This window comes from Olivibacter domesticus (genome assembly GCF_900109575.1).
GTDB lineage: Bacteria > Bacteroidota > Bacteroidia > Sphingobacteriales > Sphingobacteriaceae > Olivibacter > Olivibacter domesticus.
Genome location: NZ_FOAF01000004.1, coordinates 356,921 through 375,128, shown reverse-complemented (window position 1 = coordinate 375,128; position 18,208 = coordinate 356,921). Strand labels below are relative to the sequence as shown.

Here is an 18,208-nt window from a genome sequence, read left to right as displayed (position 1 = left end):
TTAGTCATGAAAAAAAATATAATCATTGCATTATCTTGCTGCCTATTAGGTATGGGCTGCGATAAAAAATTAGATATTGAAAGTTCAAAACAAGAAAACGTAGAGAGCTATTGGCAAACAGCGGAACAGGCTTCTTCGGCAGTAATTGCTATATATAATAGCTTAATACAGGACGGTACCTATATGCGGATGATGCCGGCCTTAACTGATGGGAGAGGAGATGATTTTACGGGCGACAGTCCTTGGGGGGATTTAGTTCAAACAGGTCAATTTACGGTTTTATCTACCTCGGGTCCAGTGCAATGGGTATGGGCACAATGGTATCAATTAATTTATAGAACCAATCAAGTACTTACGAATGTGCCAACTATTGAGATGGATCAGGCACTGAAAGATAGATTGCTTGGTCAGGCATATTTCCTGAGAGGCTTGGCCTATTTCACGTTGGCCAATACGTATAAAGCTGTTCCCGTAATCCTCACACCTCCCGTAGAGTCTTCTGAATATTACGAACCCACTGCATCAGAGGAAGTTTTATGGAATCAGGTAATAGCAGATTTAACTGCTGCAAAAGAGTTGCTCCCTGTATCGTATACTACGGTCTCTGGGCCTGATGCGAACCAGATTGGGCGAGTAACAAAGGGCGCTGCAACAGGTATATTGGGAAAGGCATACCTATACAGAAAAAATTGGACCGCCGCTGCAGAACAATTCAAATTGTTGGTAGATGGACCCGAGTTGAATATCTATAGCTTAATGTCCAACTATCGTGATAATTTTAAGCCAACCAATGAAAATAATGCGGAATCTTTGTTTGAAGTGCAGTTTGCAGATCCAGATGCCGTAGGCGGTACTGTATTTAATTATGGTGGCGAACCAAATGCTAACTGGAAACAGGTGTCGTCAGTTGGGCATACTTATGCCATGGATGGTTTCGGTTATTCTGATTTTTTACCTACCCGCGGCATTTACAATGCTTTTAAGGAAGAAAAGACCGTTGATGGGCAATTAGACCCAAGGCTCCTGTCAACTATCGCATCCTTCGAACCAGGCATCTCTGAGCTTGCCTATGGAGCTGTTTGGAAGAATCCAAAAACCAATATATACCCAAGGAAGTATACTCATGATGGGATTCCAGGATATACGAATGAAAACAATGGTGTTGAAAATTCAGGTATTAATTATCGCATACTGAGATATGCAGATGTATTGCTTATGTATGCTGAAGCGTTAAATGAACTTGGGCAAACTACGCAGGCATATACTTATATACAACAAGTGAGAACCCGTGCTAAACTACCCGACCTTGCTACTGTAAAACCAAATATGACGCAAGAGCAAATGCGTGATCAACTAGCACATGAAAGATATTTGGAACTCGCTATCGAAGGCATTCGCATCAATGACATTATCCGATGGGGATGGTTGTATAACTCAGAGAAATTACAAATTTTAAAAGAACACGATGCAGATTTTACTACCTGGCGTCCTGGAAAAGAATATCTGCCAATTCCGCAACGCGAATTAGATATAAATAAAAATCTATTACCGAATGCAGCTAATTAAGGAAAGTAAGCGCGATGATTTATAAATTTTAAATGTTGTTTTTACATTTATTAATTAATTTAATATCTTTAGCAAGTGTTAGCCAATTATTATTATATACCAACTATTAATAAACTCATGAATAGAAGATCAATTATTGCAACCCTAACCGTACTTGTCTCTTTTTGTAACGTTTGGGCACAGAATGTGGTAACATTCACTCCAGGAAAAGATACCGTAACTATCAATAAACATATTTATGGTCATTTTGCAGAACATTTAGGTCGTTGTATTTACGATGGGATATATGTAGGTGAAGAGAATACAACGATCCCACATACCAATGGTGTACGGAACGACGTGATTGACGCGCTTAAAAATTTAAATATCCCCAACTTAAGATGGCCTGGAGGGTGTTTCGCAGACACCTATCATTGGAAAGATGGTATTGGCCCTAAAGGTAAAAGACCCAGCATTGTTAACACGTGGTGGGGAGGAGTAACAGAAAATAATAGTTTCGGGACGCATGATTTTCTTAACATGTGCGAATTATTGGGAACCGAACCGTACTTGGCTGGAAATGTAGGGAGTGGCGAGGTACAGGAATTGTCTGATTGGGTACAATATGTAAACTTTGGTGGTAAAAGCCCTATGTCTGATCTACGTAGAGAAAATGGCCGCGAAAAACCATGGAATGTGAAATTTTGGGGCGTAGGAAATGAGGCATGGGGATGTGGCGGAAATATGACGCCTGATTATTATGCCGATGTATATCGTAAGTATGCTACTTTCATGTCTGATTGGACAAATACTGGCGGACTTTTCCGTATTGCTTCAGGAGCAAATGGGGCCGATTATAACTGGACCGAAACCCTTATGAAAAAAATACCAAAAAATTTGGTGAAGGGGATTGCTTTACATCACTATGCGGTTATTGAATGGAAGAAGAAAGGGCCTTCTACTATGTATACGGATGAACAGTATTTTAAGACAATGAAATCAGCATGGCTAATGAATGAGTTAGTGGAGAAACATTCAGCTATTATGGATAAGTACGATCCGGCTAAGGAAATAGCCCTGGTGGTAGACGAATGGGGTGGTTGGTATGAGGTGGAGCCAGGAACCAATCCCGGTTTCTTATATCAGCAAAACACTATGCGTGATGCCATGATTGCGGGTATGACCTTGAATATTTTTAATAATCATGCTGAACGCGTGCGGATGGCAAATTTAGCACAGACGGTTAACGTATTGCAGGCAGTTATTTTAACTGAAGGTAATAAAATGCTGTTAACACCTACTTATCATGTCATGGAAATGTATAAGGTTCATCAAGATGCTACTTTAATTCCAATACAGTTAAATAGTGCTGACTTCGTGTTCAATGGAGAGAAAATACCGGCCGTAACCGCTTCTGCCTCTATTGCAAAAGATGGTAAAACGCACATTTCTTTGGTTAATATTGATCCTACAAAGGAACAAGCTATAACGGTAGATGTTGCAGATAAAAAATATAAATCAATTAATGGACGCTTGCTTACGTCGAAAAAACTAAGAGACTTTAACTCTTTTGACAATCCGGCTAATATAAAACCAGCAGTATTTAATGAGGCTCAAATTAAGAATAATCAGATTGCCTTAAAGCTACCTCCTTTTTCGGTGGTTGTTTTGGAATTAAATTAGCGTACCTTTCAAACTCATATTTATGAAAAGAAATGTATTAGTGGCGCTCATAGTAGCCTTTACACTAAGCTTAAACGCTCAGGTAAAAAAAACATTTAGTATACAGGCTGATAAACCAACGGCAAAGGTATCTCCTAATATGTGGGGCGTGTTTTTTGAAGACATTAATCTCGGAGCAGATGGTGGAATTTACGCGGAACTTATAAAAAATAGATCTTTTGAGTTTGCGCAACCGCTTATGGGGTGGAAAAAAATAGGTGAGACTGCCCCCGAAGGAACTTTTTTAGTGCTAAATCAAAAAGAGAAGACAAATAACCCACGGTTTTTAAGAATAAATAGACTAACTGGAGCCGAGAAGCTTGGACTTCAGAATGAAGGTTTTAGAGGAATGGGCATCAAACAAGGGTTAAGATATGATTTCAGCGTTTTCTATCGTCAAATAAAACCGGGAGTAAAGCTTCATATTGAGCTGGTAGATACCACTGGAACTATTATTGGAAAGGGAGAATTTTCTCCGGATGGAGAGCAAAATACTTGGAAAAAACAGCAAGTCAGCTTTCATGCAACGCAAACGGAGTTAAAAGCAAAATTGAATATTTGGTTTGAAGGTAAGGGGATCATTGATCTAGATATGATCTCGTTGTTCCCGGAAGATACTTGGAAAAAACGCCCTGGGGGGCTACGTGCTGATATGGTACAGCTACTGGCGGATATGAAACCAGGCTTTATCCGTTTCCCAGGTGGATGTATAGTGGAAGGGCGTGAGCTTGCAACGCGATTTCAGTGGAAGAAGACAGTAGGCCCTATTGAGGATCGTCAACTTATAATCAACCGATGGAATACAGAATTTAAGCATCGTCCCGCTCCTGATTATTATCAGACATTTGGACTTGGTTTCTTTGAGTATTTTCAGTTAGCAGAGGATATTGGAGCAGAACCACTGCCTATTTTAAATTGTGGTATGGCTTGTCAGTTCAATACTGCAGAACTCGTTCCGATAGATGAGCTCGATGAATATGTGCAAGATGCGCTGGATCTTATCGAGTTTGCAAATGGCGATGTGACCACAAAATGGGGCAAATTGAGAGCTAGTATGGGACATCCTAATCCCTTCAATTTAAAAATGTTGGGTGTGGGGAATGAAAACTGGGGCCCCCAGTATATAGAACGACTCGAGATTTTTAAAAAGGCGCTTAATGATAGGTACCCTAACATAAAAATTGTGGCTAGTTCAGGAACTGATCCTGATGGGGAACGTTTTGATTTCTTAAACCAAAGACTTAGAGCAATGAAGGTCGATTTTATCGATGAACATTATTATCGTAGCCCAGAATGGTTTCTTTCTAATACAAGCAGATATGATAGCTATGACCGCAATGGTTCAAAGATTTTCGCCGGAGAATATGCAGGTCATCCTAAACAAGTGGAGGATGGCCCATCAGAAAATAACTGGTCGGCAGCAATAGCGGAAGCTGCTTTTTTAACAGGCCTTGAGCGCAATGCTGATGTGGTAGAGATGGCATCTTATGCCCCCCTATTTGCACATGTTGATGGTTGGCAATGGGCTCCGGATCTGATTTGGGTAAATAATCTTCACGCCTATGGAACACCTAATTATCAGGTGCAAAAGCTCTATGCTACCAATAAAGGGACAGATGTTATTCCTATCCTTTCAGACGGCCAATTGGTCAGCGGCCGAGATAGTCTGTATGCCTCGGCCGTTATTGATCACAATCAAAAGGAAATTATCGTCAAAATTGTTAATCATAATGCCCAACCTGTAGAAGGAATGTTTAACATTCAGGTAAAAGGAAAATTAGCGAGCAATGGAAGTCATACCTTTTTGACCGCAACAAATCTAAATGCAATAAATACAATCGATCAACCCGATCAGGTAAGTCCGCAAACAAGGCCGATTGCAATTGAGGGTAAAAAATTAAATATCAGTTTAGTACCTTATTCGTTTCATGTTGTTAAAATAAAAATGCAATAACTCATGGGAAGGATCAATGTGCTGGTATTTGCGTTACTAACTGGATGGTGGGGTCATTTATTTGGCCAACAGCTAGGACAGGTGGTAGCCCATGATCCGGTGATGATCCATTCACATGGCAAATATTATGTATTTGCCACAGGAAATGGCATTTCTGTATGGTCTTCATCCGATATGAAATCCTGGAAGAGCGAGCTCCCTGTTTTTGAAACACCTCCGAAATGGGCTGTGGCGGCAGTTCCCTCTTTTAAAGGACATATCTGGGCACCCGATATTAGTCACTTTAACGGCTTATACTATCTTTATTATAGCGTTTCTGCCTTTGGTAAAAACACTTCTTGTATAGGTTTGGTAACCAATCCAACACTAGATCCGCAAGACCCTCGCTTTAAGTGGACTGATCATGGTAAAATTATACAGTCAATCCCCGGGGAAACCAATTGGAATGCTATTGATCCAAACCTGATAACGGATGAGAAGGGTGTTCCTTATCTGGTTTTTGGATCTTTTTGGGACGGAATCAAGCTGGTGAAACTTAGTCAGGATGGACTAAAAATAGCAGATGATCTTTCCAGTATACCAACGATTGCTAGCAGGAAAGAAGATGCCAAATCACCAAATCCACCTGCTGTTGATAACAATCCAGTTGATGCCGGAGGTAATGCGATTGAAGCACCCTTTATTTTTAAAAAAGGCAAATATTATTACCTTTTTGCTTCTATCGATTATTGCTGCAAAGGTATAGCAAGTACCTATAAAATAATTGTGGGTAGAGCAAAACAGCTGACAGGGCCTTATTTAGATGAAGAAGGCAAATCCCTTGCGACAGGAGGAGGTAAAATGCTTCTCGAAGGAGATGATAATTGGCATGGCGTAGGACATAATGCCGTAGTGAATTCGATAGGAAAAAGTTACTTAATATTCCATGGCTATGATGCGCTCGATGATGGAAAACCAAAATTAAGAATAGAAAAACTAACTTGGAATGACCAAAATTGGCCTGTCATAATGAAAGAAGATAATTAGAACCAATAGATAAATATTATGAAGAAAATAATTTATACTGGCACCATAGTAGCCATTGTTTTACAGAGTGCGTGCAATCAAAGTGGACAAAAATCAACTGAGACAGCAGATACGATCTCGCAGGATTCGAGCATAAGCTTCAACTCGAAAATAGAGGGCAAAGAAGTAAACCTCTATACGTTAACTAATAATAAAAATGCCAAAGCTAGCATCACGAATTATGGTGCACGCTTGGTTAGTCTACTAGTTCCCAATAAAGAAGGTAAACTTACTGATGTGGTATTAGGTTATGACAATGCGCAAACTTACAAGGAAAATAAAACATCCTATTTTGGAGCTATTGTAGGCCGTTATGGCAACCGTATTGCAAAGGGCAAATTTACATTAGATGGTAAAACGTACCAGTTAGAACAAAATGATGGTGAAAATTCTTTGCATGGTGGTAATAACGGGATTTATGATAAGGTTTGGGATGCCAAGCAAGTGAACGATAAAACATTGAAGCTTACTTATCATTCTCCAGATGGAGAAGCAGGTTATCCGGGAAATGTAGCGATCGCAGTTACCTATACTTTAACAGATGATAATGAGTTAGCGATAGACTATACTGCTACAACGGATAAAGAAACAGTTTTAAACTTAACTAATCATGCTTACTTCAACTTAAATGGTGAAGGAGATGCTACCATTTTAGATCATGAATTAACGATCCATGCAAATGAAATTACGCCTGTAGATGAAACACTTATCCCTACGGGCGATTTGTTGGATGTGACTAAAACACCATTTGACTTTAGGAAAGCAACAGTGATAGGTGCACGTATTGAGGCAGATGATCAACAACTGAAAAGAGGAAAAGGTTATGACCACAATTTTGTGTTGAACAAAAAAGAGGGATTACAAAGTGCGGCAGTTGTCTACAGTCCAAAAACAGGAATACAAATGGATGTGCTTACAGAAGAGCCGGGTATACAGTTTTATAGTGGCAACTTTATGGAAGGGGGAAAAAATATTGGAAAGGGGGGCAAAGACTATGGCCACCGGTCGGCATTTTGTTTAGAAACTCAACATTTTCCGGATTCTCCCAATCAACCGACATTTCCATCAACCGTTTTAAAACCAAGCGACACCTATAAAACAAAAACCGTGTACAAGTTTTTGGTAAAATAAAGGACTATGATGAAGAATAATATATTAAGAACATCGCCGGTCCTGCTGCATTAGTGTATAAAGTTAGGGTTTACTTATATCCCGGACATGATCAGGCACCAATGAAAAAAACTTTTATGAGATGCACGAATAACTGGTAATAACGGTACTATGAAGCGTATCATCATGACCTCGGAGGGTATTAGCAAAGAGAAGTAATCATTGCCATCAAATTTATACGTCATTAATTTATGAAATACTTGTTTAAAATAGGAAAGTTGCTTGTATGTTTTCTTCCAATACTTATTGGAGGATTAAGTTGTAAGACAACTTCAATACAAAAGTTGGAAAGTCCAGATGGAAGTATTGCTTTATATTATGGGGTCGACAACGCAGGCCAAGCTTGGTATCGGTTAACCCAAAAAGATACGACCGTGTTAGATAGTTCCCTTTTGGGGGTGATTTTTGAAGACGCCAATCTTGCCGAAGATCTGGAGCTTATTTCTGAGTCGTCCAGTGAGCGCATCACAGATGATTATGAAACGCTTAACGCAAAACGTCAACATAATCACTATGAAGCAAATAAACTTATACTGAAATTTCAAAATCCTGAAGGCCGTAAATTGGATGTTATCTTCCATCTGTCCAACGATGGCTTGGCTTTTCGTTATTTTTTTCCCGACATAGATAAACAGGCAACTATTACAAAAGAAGTAACGACCTATCGTTTACCCAACGATTCAAAAGCTTGGTTACAACCGGCAGCCGTTGCAAAATCAGGTTGGGAACATACTAATCCTTCTTATGAAGAACATTATCAACAGGAAATTCCAGTGGGTACGACAGAAAGTACTGGAACTGGCTGGGTATATCCGGCGTTATTCAAAACAGGGGATCGATGGTTATTAATAACAGAAGCCGCTCTGGATAGTCAATATTGCGCCACACGTTTGAGTGCGCAATCTCCAGGAGGTGTATACCACATTGCCTTTCCTGATCCAAAAGAGGAAATAGAAACGAGCGGTATTTTACCTCGTTCAAACACCCCCTTTTATTCTCCTTGGCGTGTAATTACCGTAGGTAATCTCGCTACAATTGCTGAATCTACGCTGGGCACTGATGTTGCTGCTCCTGCCAAAAAGGTCGACCAATCTTTTATTAAACCAGGTAAGGCTTCTTGGAGTTGGATTAACTCTAAAGACGATTTCATTACCTACGATGAGCAAAAAAAATACATTGATTTTGCAGCAGATATGCATTGGCAATATTGTCTTATCGATGTGAATTGGGATGAAAAAATAGGCTATGAAAAAATTGCAGAATTGGCTAAATACGCTGAACAAAAGAAGGTTGGAATCATTTTATGGTATAATTCTGCAGGTAATTGGAACACCGTTAAATATACCCCTAAAAATAAACTGCTTACCAAAGAAGACAGGGTAAAAGAGTTTGAGAAGTTAAAACAGATGGGTATTAAAGGCATTAAGGTTGATTTTTTTGGTGGCGATGGAAGGTCGGTAATAAAATACTATCAGGACATTTTGGATGATGCCGCCGACTACCATTTACTGGTTAATTTTCATGGGGCTACGCTACCTCGCGGCTGGTCAAGAACTTATCCACAACTTATGACTGCAGAAGCAGTAAGAGGTTTTGAAATGATTACCTTTGGGCAAGAGGATGCCAACAAGGAGGCTACGCATGCTGCGATGCTCCCCTTTACCAGAAATGCCTTTGATCCGATGGATTTCACACCGATGAACCTACATAAAATACAAACAAATGTAAAACGAAAAACGACGGCAGCTTTTGAATTAGCTACCAGTGTATTATTTCTATCGGGTATACAGCACTATGCCGAATCTCCTGAAGGGATGAAGCATGTACCGAGTGATGTGCAAGATTTTCTTCGTACGCTACCCAATTACTGGGAGGATGTGAAGTTTATAGATGGTTATCCTGGAAAATTCAACGTAATAGCTCGGAAGTCGGGAGCACATTGGTATGTTGCAGGTATAAATGGGGAAGAAACAGAGAAAAAACTGCAATTGGATCTAAGCTTTCTTGAAGGAAAAGAAGGGGAATTGATTACCGAGGGAAACGATACCGCTGCCTTCCGTAGGGAGACAATAAGGGCCTCAAATAAGGTGCCTATTTCTTTACAGAACAAAGGTGGTTTTATTATGATATTCTGAGAAGCATTGATAAAAGTAAACGAATAAAAAAGAATTCAATAAAAAAGTGGTGTACTTTCGTACACCACTTTTTTTATGTAATTGATTTAAATAAGGTAATAACTGGTTAATATATGATAGTTTATTACCTTGCTATAAAATTATATTTGCTCTTGCTAACAATTTAAAAGATATAAACCTCCATTTTACTTAGGGCAATCTGCCATAAATAAGGCTGATTTAAAATATAATTTACAAATAGCAAAGAGAATGATTAATTTTAATTCGAAAGCTGTTCAACAGCTATCAAAAGTAGTGTTTGCCTTTTTCTTTTTAGTTCAACTGCAGGAAGTAAAGGCACAAGCCCCCGATTTTTATAGTCAAACAAGTGAATTAGCGCCTACTATTATCCGATATAACCAGGATGTACGTACATTGCTTGATTTTTATTCGCCTCGAGCACCTCGTGGCTATTCTTATCAACCCGTCTTAAACTCGCCTACCCAACGTAAAAGACTAGCAGAAATCAATCAGGCCTATCTTCAAGAGATCGAGCAATTTCCTTTTGAGCAACTTCAGGTGAATGGGCAAGTTGATTATATTCTACTTAAAAATCAAATAGAAAGATTTGATGAAGAACTAAAGGAAGAAGAGGCTGAGTATGAGCATATAACTGCTTTGATACCTTTTGCACCTATGGTTTATGACTTAGAAAAAGAACGACTACGGGGAAATACAATTGATGGCGAAAAAGTAGCTAAGCAGTTGAATATGCTAGCTAAAACATTAAAAAGCACATTAGAAACCTTCCCTCAACAGCCGAAAATTGATATGAAACAGGCCGTCTTTGCACAAGAGGCGGTTACGGCACTACAGGCGAGATTAAAAAACGTATACGGTTTTTATAATGGTTATGACCCGGCATTTACTTGGTGGGTACCAAAAACGTATGAAGAGGTGGATTCTCTTTTGGGTAAATATGGGGAAGCATTAGTGGCGAATGGTGAAATAAGAACAACCCAAAAACCAGATAAAAGTGGCATTAAAGGTAACCCTGTAGGAGAAGAAACACTGAATAAACTGTTACAGCGAGAGTTCATTCCTTATACGCCGCAAGAGTTGATTACGCTTGCCAATCAGGAGTTTGCTTGGTGCGATAAAGAATTGCTGAAAGCTTCTAAAGAAATGGGCTTTGGAGACGATTGGAAAAAAGCACAAGAGCAGGTTAAAAATAGTTATGTGCCTGTTGGAAAACAACCGGAGCTAATTGTAAAGTTATATAACGATGCGAAATCTTTTATAACCGAGCGCGACTGGATTACCTGGCCGGAATTGGCTGATGAGACTTGGGGTATGATTATGATGACACCTGAAAGGCAACTCGTAAATCCATTCTTTACTGGAGGTAGAGAAATTAGCATATCTTATCCTACTCCGGAGATGTCTTATGAAGATAAATTGATGAGTATGCGTGGAAATAATCCTTATTTTTCAAGGGGTACTGTACAGCATGAACTTATCCCCGGGCATCATCTACAGTATTTTATGAATAGTCGTTACAAGCCCTATCGGAGAGAATTTAATACGCCATTTTATACGGAAGGTTGGGCGCTCTATTGGGAGTTATTGCTATATGAGAATGGTTTTGCCAAAACGCCAGAGGAGCGTATAGGAATGTTGTTCTGGCGCATGCATCGTTGTGCACGTATTATCTTCTCTCTCAACTATCATTTAGGAAAATGGTCGCCCCAAGAATGCATCGATTTCTTGGTCGATCGTGTAGGTTTTGAACAGGCAAACGCAGAAGGGGAAGTAAGGCGTTCCTTCCAAGGAAATTATCCGCCACTTTATCAAGCGGCCTATCTTCTTGGCGGGATTCAGATTATGGGATTAAAACATGAGTTGGTAGATAGTGGTAAGATGAGTATGAAGGAGTTTCATGACGCCTTTATGAAAGAAAATCAAATGCCTATTGAATTAATGCGGGCAGTACTCACCAAACAAGCGCTATCCAAAAATTTTAAAACAACTTGGAAATTCTATGATTTCAAATAAAAGCGATTCTCAAACAGTATCAAATCAGGTTTCTGATTCCTTGAGTGGTAGTCAGCCATCATTCAAGCCTTCTTTACGACTTATCGATGCCACGATGTTGGTAGCGGGAAGCATGATTGGGTCAGGAATCTTTATAGTAAGCGCAGATATTGTCCGTCAAACGGGCAGTGCAGGTTGGCTAATGTTCGTTTGGTTTATTACCGGTTTTATGACACTAACTGCCGCACTGAGTTACGGTGAGTTAAGCTCCATGTTCCCTAAGGCTGGAGGGCAATATATCTACCTTAAAGAGGCCTATAATCCACTTATCAGCTTTTTATATGGCTGGAGTTTTTTTACTGTTATTCAAACCGCTACGATTGCAGCGGTTGGTGTTGCCTTTGCAAAGTTTACAGCCTATTTAATTCCACAGGTTAGTGAAGATATGATCATGTTAGACCTCGGGTTTTTAACCATTTCGCCGGCGCAACTATTAAGTATAATCGTTATTGTGCTGCTTACATATATTAATACGCGTGGTGTGAGCAATGCCAAATGGGTGCAAACCATTATTACCTTGGCAAAGATCCTTTCATTAGCCTTGTTGATTATTTTTGGTCTGTGGGCCTTAAAATCCGAGGTCTGGAAAGCTAACTGGTTAAGTGGTATAACATGGGACCTGCAACGTCTAAATGTCGACGGATCGTTTGAAATATATACCACCATGGCCGCTTTTGGCGCTATTGCTGCAGCTATGGTTGGCTCCATATTTAGTAGCGACTCTTGGCATAGCGTGGCATTTATAGCAGGAGAAGTTAAAAATCCACAACGCAATGTTGGCTTGAGTCTGGCATTGGGAACCATTCTTGTAACCTTGCTGTATATGCTTACTAATATCATGTACACGGGTGTGTTAACCTTGCCTGAAATGGCCGCTTCCGAAAAAGATCGTGTGGCAGTTACCGCTTCGCATGTTATTTTTGGCGGATCGGGTACTGTGATTATTGCTTTGATGATTATGGTTTCTACTTTCGGCTGTAACAATGGACTGATTATGGCGGGTGCGCGTGTTTATTATTCAATGGCAAAGGAAGGGGTGTTTTTCAAGAAGGTGGGTACATTAAATAAAAATGCTGTTCCCGAAGTAGCCCTTTGGTTACAGGCTATTATTGCTTCTTTATGGTGTTTAAGTGGTAAATACGGCGACCTATTAGACATGATATCTTTTGTGGTGGTTTTGTTTTATATGCTGACGATCGCCGGAATTTTTATTCTTCGAAAGAAAAAGCCAGATCATCCTCGCCCTTATAAAGCTTTCGGATATCCGGTATTACCTATTATCTATATTTTAATGGGAACAACCTTTTGTCTGTTATTAATTATCTACAAACCGCAATACACTTGGCCAGGACTTCTTCTTACTTTAGCGGGTATTCCAGTATATTATTATATAGCAAAAAAACAGATTATAGCATGAAAACCCTCTTACATATTGCTTCCTTACTGATAATTCTCATTTTTAACGCTATAATTCTTAATGCTCAGGGTACTAAAGCCGACTATGAACGGGCAAATAATATGCGGCAACTAGTAAAAGGGAAAGCGCTCAACTTAACCGCTAGTATTTTGTGGATGAAAGGTACAGATCAAGTCTTTTATAGCAAAACTACCAGGGAGGGAAAGCAATTCATAATAGCCAATTGGAAGAAAAACGAAAAAAAACTGGCTTTCGATCATCAAAACGTAGCACAGCAATTGAGGCAGGGAACTAAAGAGGTAGTAAATCCAGCTGATCTACCACTCACACAAATTAGTTTTCCAGATTCATCTAAACAACTTCAGTTTGCTGCATTTAATAAGGGATGGAGGTTAAATCTTCCGACTAATGAGCTAAGGGAGGATAAGGAATTTACGGAACGTTTGGCTAAAGGGAATCGCTATTGGGGAGGACGCATGAAAGAAGATCAACATAAGAAGAGTTTTTCACCGGATAGTCAGTGGGTCGCCTATATCAAAAACTATAACGTTTATGTAAAGCGGAATGGCTTATCTGAAAAGGAAATGCAGCTTAGTTTTGATGGATCTACGGGCGAATACTACGATAGCGATATGTTCTGGTCGCCCGATAGCAAAAAATTGGTAGCAGCTAAAGTGAGAAAAAACGAAGATCATACGCTCTATTTAATAGAATCATCGCCAAGTGATCAACTGCAGCCAAAGTTACAAACACGTAATTACCTAAAACCTGGCGATGCGTTACCTCAACGTACCCCTACACTGTTTTTGATAGGGCAGAAAAAAATGTTTACCCTGCCAGCTAGTTTGATAGTTAACCAATATGATCTTTCATTTCCGGATTGGCGTAAAGATAGTCGCTCATTTACAGTAGAATATAACCAGCGAGGACATCAGCGATATAGTGTCATCGAAATGGATGCCACAACAGGTGCTGCAAAGGTTTTAATCGACGAGCAAAGTAAAACTTTTATCGACTATAGTGGTAAGAAATATCGTTATGATGTGGCTGATGGAAAAGAATTGATATGGGCGTCAGAGCGGGATGGCTGGAACCATCTTTATCTGTATGACGGTATTACCGGAACAGTTAAAAACCAAATTACGAAAGGAGATTGGGTGGTTCGAAAAGTGGTGATAGTAGATGAGGCAAAGAGGCAGATTATTTTTGCAGCAAGCGGAAGGGAAAAAGGACAAGATCCATATCTTGTTCAGTATTATCGTGTTAATTTTGATGGAAGCGAACTAACGGCTTTGACAAAGGAAAATGCCAACCACGAAGGCACTTTTTCCACAGATTCCGCTGCTTTTGTCGATCAATATTCGCGTATCGACTCACCACCAGTTACAGTAATAAGGAGCGCGGTAGATGGAAAGGTGTTGATGGAACTCGAAAAAGCGGATATTAAATCTCTGCTGACAATAGGCTGGAAGATGCCTGAAGTGTTTACAGCAAAAGGCAGGGATGGCCAAACGGATATCTGGGGTATTATTGTGCGGCCTACTAACTTCGATGAAAATAAAAAATATCCTGTTATAGAGTATATCTATGCCGGTCCACACAGTTCATTTGTTCCAAAAAGCTTCCAAACCCTAGTGCCATATGGAGCACAAGAACTAGCCGAACTAGGTTTCATCGTCGTGCAGATGGATGGCATGGGAACCTCTAACCGTTCAAAAGCCTTTCATGATGTATGTTGGAAGAACTTAAAAGATGCCGGTTTCCCCGATAGGATCGCTTGGATGAAAGCTGCGGCTAAGAAATACTCCTATATGGATATTAGTAAAGTAGGAATTTATGGAACTTCTGCAGGTGGGCAAAGTTCTGCTGGTGCCATGCTTTTTCACCCTGAATTTTATAAAGTAGCGATTTCGTCCTGTGGTTGTCATGATAATCGGATGGATAAAATGTGGTGGAATGAACAATGGATGGGTTATCCTATCGGACCGCATTATGCAGAATCGTCGAACGTGGAAAATGCGTATCGATTGCAAGGGAAATTAATGTTAATCGTAGGAGAGTTAGATGATAATGTTGACCCTTCCTCTACCCTGCAAGTAGTGAATGCATTAATAAAAGCTAATAAGAACTTTGATTTTATCATGGTGCCGGGCATGGGGCACTCTTCCGGAGGCGATTTCGGTGAACATAAAAGAAGGGACTATTTTGTGAAACATTTATTGGATGTTGAACCGCCTGCTTGGTAAGTTTATCCGGGCGAAATTCATTTGATCACAGTGTTAAAATAAGAGTAACATTCATTCAAATCTGCCTTCTTGAAAATAAGTGTCTTTTATACATTTGTATAATACTGAAATAAAATCCTTTCCTATGCGTGATTCCTTAAAAAATCGGCTACTTACAATCGCTAAGAATAGTGTAATGATATCAGCCTTATTGTTGGTTGCAAAGGTTTCTGATGCGCAAAACCCTTGGGATGCCTTATCGAAAAGACCTGCTACTTTAGGCATTGAGGGAGGCATGCAGAAGCATCGAACCAAAACTTTCGAGTTGGCGCTTGTAAAACAATCCCAAACAGTTGCAGCGTTGTATCCCACGAGTGATTTGTCTTTCGACTTCACCCCGGGCGATAGATTAGATCTGAGAAAAGGTGATGGCTTATATCAACTGGGAGACCTTAATTTACGATTAAGAACGTCAGGTCAGCGAGCGTGGCAAGAATTTTCAACAGCAAAACATAGAAAAGCAGTTGAAACGCTTAAACCAACAGGTAACATACTTGCAGCCGCTAATTTAACGAATACATTATCCGCTAACATTCCTTTAAAAATTAATCGTTATTGGGAGCAGATAGATGGTAAATTAGTGCTTCGGTTTGAGTTGCATAATACATCAGATAAAATAGTTGAAATTGGCGCTTTAGGTATTCCTATGATCTTCAACAACATTTTACAGAAGCGAACGCTCGATGAAGCACATGCAAAAAATGTGTTCTTTGATCCTTATATAGGTAAAGATGCTGGATATTTACAAGTAGCGCGTTTGAGTGGCAAAGGTGAAGCTTTAGTGGTAATACCTTACGGAAAGACACCTTTTGAAGCGTATCGTCCACTCTTAGATGATCCAACACCACGTGGAATCACTTTTGAAGGTTTCTATGAATGGATGGTGTGCAGTAAGGCTTATGCCGAAAAAGAATGGAAAGGGATAGAGCAGTGGAATGAACCTACTTCAGTTTTGCTAAAACCCAATGAAAGTATAAACTACGGTTTGCAATTTGTACTTGCCGAAAATGTTAAACAAGTAGAGAAATCGCTTGAAATGAATCTCCGCCCTGTTACCATCGGCGTTCCGGGCTATGTCCTGCCAAAAGATGTAGCGGGAAAATTATTTATCAAGTATCCAAAGAAAGTTCTTTCAATAGCCGTATTGCCTAAAGGAGCTTTATCATTTAAACAAATAAAAAAGAAAGCTAACCTAGAAGTGTATGAGGTATCTGCAAATACCTGGGGCAAAGCAAGAGTGACTATAAGGTATGCCGATGGAGTGGAGCAAACAATTCATTATAAAGTGATTAATCCCGAAACACAAATAATGGATTCCATTGGCCATTTTTTAACGACTAAACAGTGGTTCAATCAACCGAATGACCCCTTTGGTAGAAATCCTTCGGTTATTTCTTACGATTACCAGGAGCAAAAACAGGTTACGCAGGATAGTAGAGCTTGGGTAGCCGGTCTGAGTGATGAAGGCGGTGCAGGCAGTTGGCTGGAAGCCATCATGAAACAGTTGGTGCAGCCAAATAAGGCGGAATTAGCTAAGCTACAGGAATTTGTGCAACAAACACTTTGGGGAAATATTCAGCACAGCGAAGGTTCCCAAAAATATGGTGTAAAGAAAAGTGTATTTTATTATGAGCCCGATTCGATGCCTCCCGGCACTTATGATCCTACTATTAACTATAAGGTATGGTCGGCCTGGAATAAAAAAGGGGCTGATGATGTAGGACGGTCTTACAATTACCCACATGTTACCGCAGCGCATTGGGTGCTCTATCGTTTGGCACGTTATCATCAGGGCTTAATTGTCGACAAAAATTGGCAATGGTATCTCGAAAATGCATTCAACACGAGCATGGCAATGGTAAAACAGGCACCTTATTATGCGCAGTTTGGACAAATGGAGGGAACGATCTTTCTCTTGGTCTTAAAGGATTTAAAAGCAGAAGGAATGCAGCAAGAGGCACAAGCCTTAGAGTTGACAATGAAAGCGCGGGCAGATCACTGGCGTACCTTAAATTACCCTTTTGGTAGTGAAATGCCTTGGGATTCTACTGGACAAGAAGAAGTCTATATGTGGTCAGATTATTTTGGATATGATGATAAGGCGGCCGTTACATTAAGCGCTATTTTAGCTTATATGCCAACTGTGCCGCATTGGGCTTACAATGGCAATGCACGCCGGTACTGGGATTTTCTATATGGCGGTAAGATAGCACGGGTGGAGCGTCAGATACATCATTATGGTTCTGCTTTAAATGCCATCCCTGTTTTGAAAGAATATCGTAAACATCCCAACGATCTTTATCTGCTCCGGGTAGGTTATGGCGGTCTGATGGGATCCATAGCTAACGTTACAAAAGATGGTTTTGGTCCGTCAGCCTTTCATTCCTATCCGTCTACCTTGGCGAATGACGCCTTATCAGGCGACTATGGAAGTGGCTTTTTTGGCTATGCCATCAATACATCCAGTTATATTATAAAGGACAATACTTTTGGATGGTTAAGTTTTGGTGGAAATTTAACCGAAAAGAAAGGCTCGATTATTTTGACGCCAACAACCGCCGCTAAATCGAAGGTGTTTATCGCCCCTGCTCAATTATGGCTGACGCTAGATGCTGGTCGATTTAGCGAAGTCTCCTATAATATAAATACAAAAACTATTCAGTTGAAACTTGCTTCCAAAGATGAATTTACGCCTAAAGCATTCCTTCGCTTAGAACAAGGTGGAGAGAGCGAGGGAGCGATGTATTCATTAAAAGGGCAATATCAACAAGAACGCGGAGCTTATATTGTTCCGCTCGGTCAAGAACAGACCAGTGTGGAGCTCGGTATTCTTTAAAATCCT

General features: G+C 40.0%; 10 protein-coding genes. All 10 read left to right on the top strand.

Annotated features, from left to right (window positions below; genetic code table 11):
- The first annotated feature begins 6 nt into the window (after window positions 1-6).
- The 10 genes from BMY50_RS17815 (at window position 7) to BMY50_RS17770 (ending at window position 18,202) form a co-directional block, all read left to right on the top strand.
- Window positions 7-1,566 (top strand): RagB/SusD family nutrient uptake outer membrane protein, encoded by a 1,560-nt coding sequence (locus BMY50_RS17815; RefSeq protein ID WP_093326972.1) that lies wholly within the window; start codon window positions 7-9, stop codon window positions 1,564-1,566.
- A 117-nt stretch (window positions 1,567-1,683) separates the two neighbouring features.
- Window positions 1,684-3,228 carry an alpha-N-arabinofuranosidase gene (locus BMY50_RS17810; RefSeq protein WP_093326970.1) on the top strand — a complete coding sequence of 515 codons (1,545 nt, stop codon included), beginning with the start codon at window positions 1,684-1,686 and terminating at the stop codon, window positions 3,226-3,228.
- 22 nt (window positions 3,229-3,250) lie between these two features.
- Window positions 3,251-5,221, top strand: coding sequence for an alpha-L-arabinofuranosidase C-terminal domain-containing protein (locus BMY50_RS17805; RefSeq protein WP_093326968.1), 1,971 nt, complete (start codon window positions 3,251-3,253; stop codon window positions 5,219-5,221).
- Window positions 5,222-5,224: 3 nt separating this feature from the next.
- Window positions 5,225-6,247, top strand: a complete 1,023-nt coding sequence (locus tag BMY50_RS17800; protein ID WP_093326966.1) for a family 43 glycosylhydrolase — start codon at window positions 5,225-5,227, stop codon at window positions 6,245-6,247.
- Between the two features lie 18 nt (window positions 6,248-6,265).
- The gene (locus BMY50_RS17795) at window positions 6,266-7,417 is read left to right on the top strand and encodes an aldose epimerase family protein (protein ID WP_093326964.1); all 1,152 of its coding nucleotides are present in this window, start codon (window positions 6,266-6,268) and stop codon (window positions 7,415-7,417) included.
- Window positions 7,418-7,647: 230 nt separating this feature from the next.
- Window positions 7,648-9,591 carry a glycoside hydrolase family 97 protein gene (locus BMY50_RS17790; protein WP_093326962.1) on the top strand — a complete coding sequence of 648 codons (1,944 nt, stop codon included), beginning with the start codon at window positions 7,648-7,650 and terminating at the stop codon, window positions 9,589-9,591.
- A 249-nt stretch (window positions 9,592-9,840) separates the two neighbouring features.
- Window positions 9,841-11,625 carry a DUF885 family protein gene (locus tag BMY50_RS17785; RefSeq protein ID WP_093326960.1) on the top strand — a complete coding sequence of 595 codons (1,785 nt, stop codon included), beginning with the start codon at window positions 9,841-9,843 and terminating at the stop codon, window positions 11,623-11,625.
- On the top strand, window positions 11,612-13,081 hold the full coding sequence (locus tag BMY50_RS17780) for an APC family permease (protein ID WP_093326958.1): 1,470 nt from the start codon (window positions 11,612-11,614) through the stop codon (window positions 13,079-13,081). The genes BMY50_RS17785 and BMY50_RS17780 overlap by 14 nt, the downstream gene beginning before the upstream one ends.
- The gene (locus BMY50_RS17775) at window positions 13,078-15,327 is read left to right on the top strand and encodes a S9 family peptidase (RefSeq protein WP_093326956.1); all 2,250 of its coding nucleotides are present in this window, start codon (window positions 13,078-13,080) and stop codon (window positions 15,325-15,327) included. Before BMY50_RS17780 ends, BMY50_RS17775 begins: the two co-directional genes overlap by 4 nt.
- Window positions 15,328-15,451: 124 nt before the next feature.
- Window positions 15,452-18,202: a DUF5695 domain-containing protein gene (locus tag BMY50_RS17770; RefSeq protein ID WP_202907877.1), complete on the top strand. Its 2,751-nt coding sequence runs from the start codon at window positions 15,452-15,454 to the stop codon at window positions 18,200-18,202.
- The last annotated feature ends 6 nt before the right edge of the window (window positions 18,203-18,208 follow it).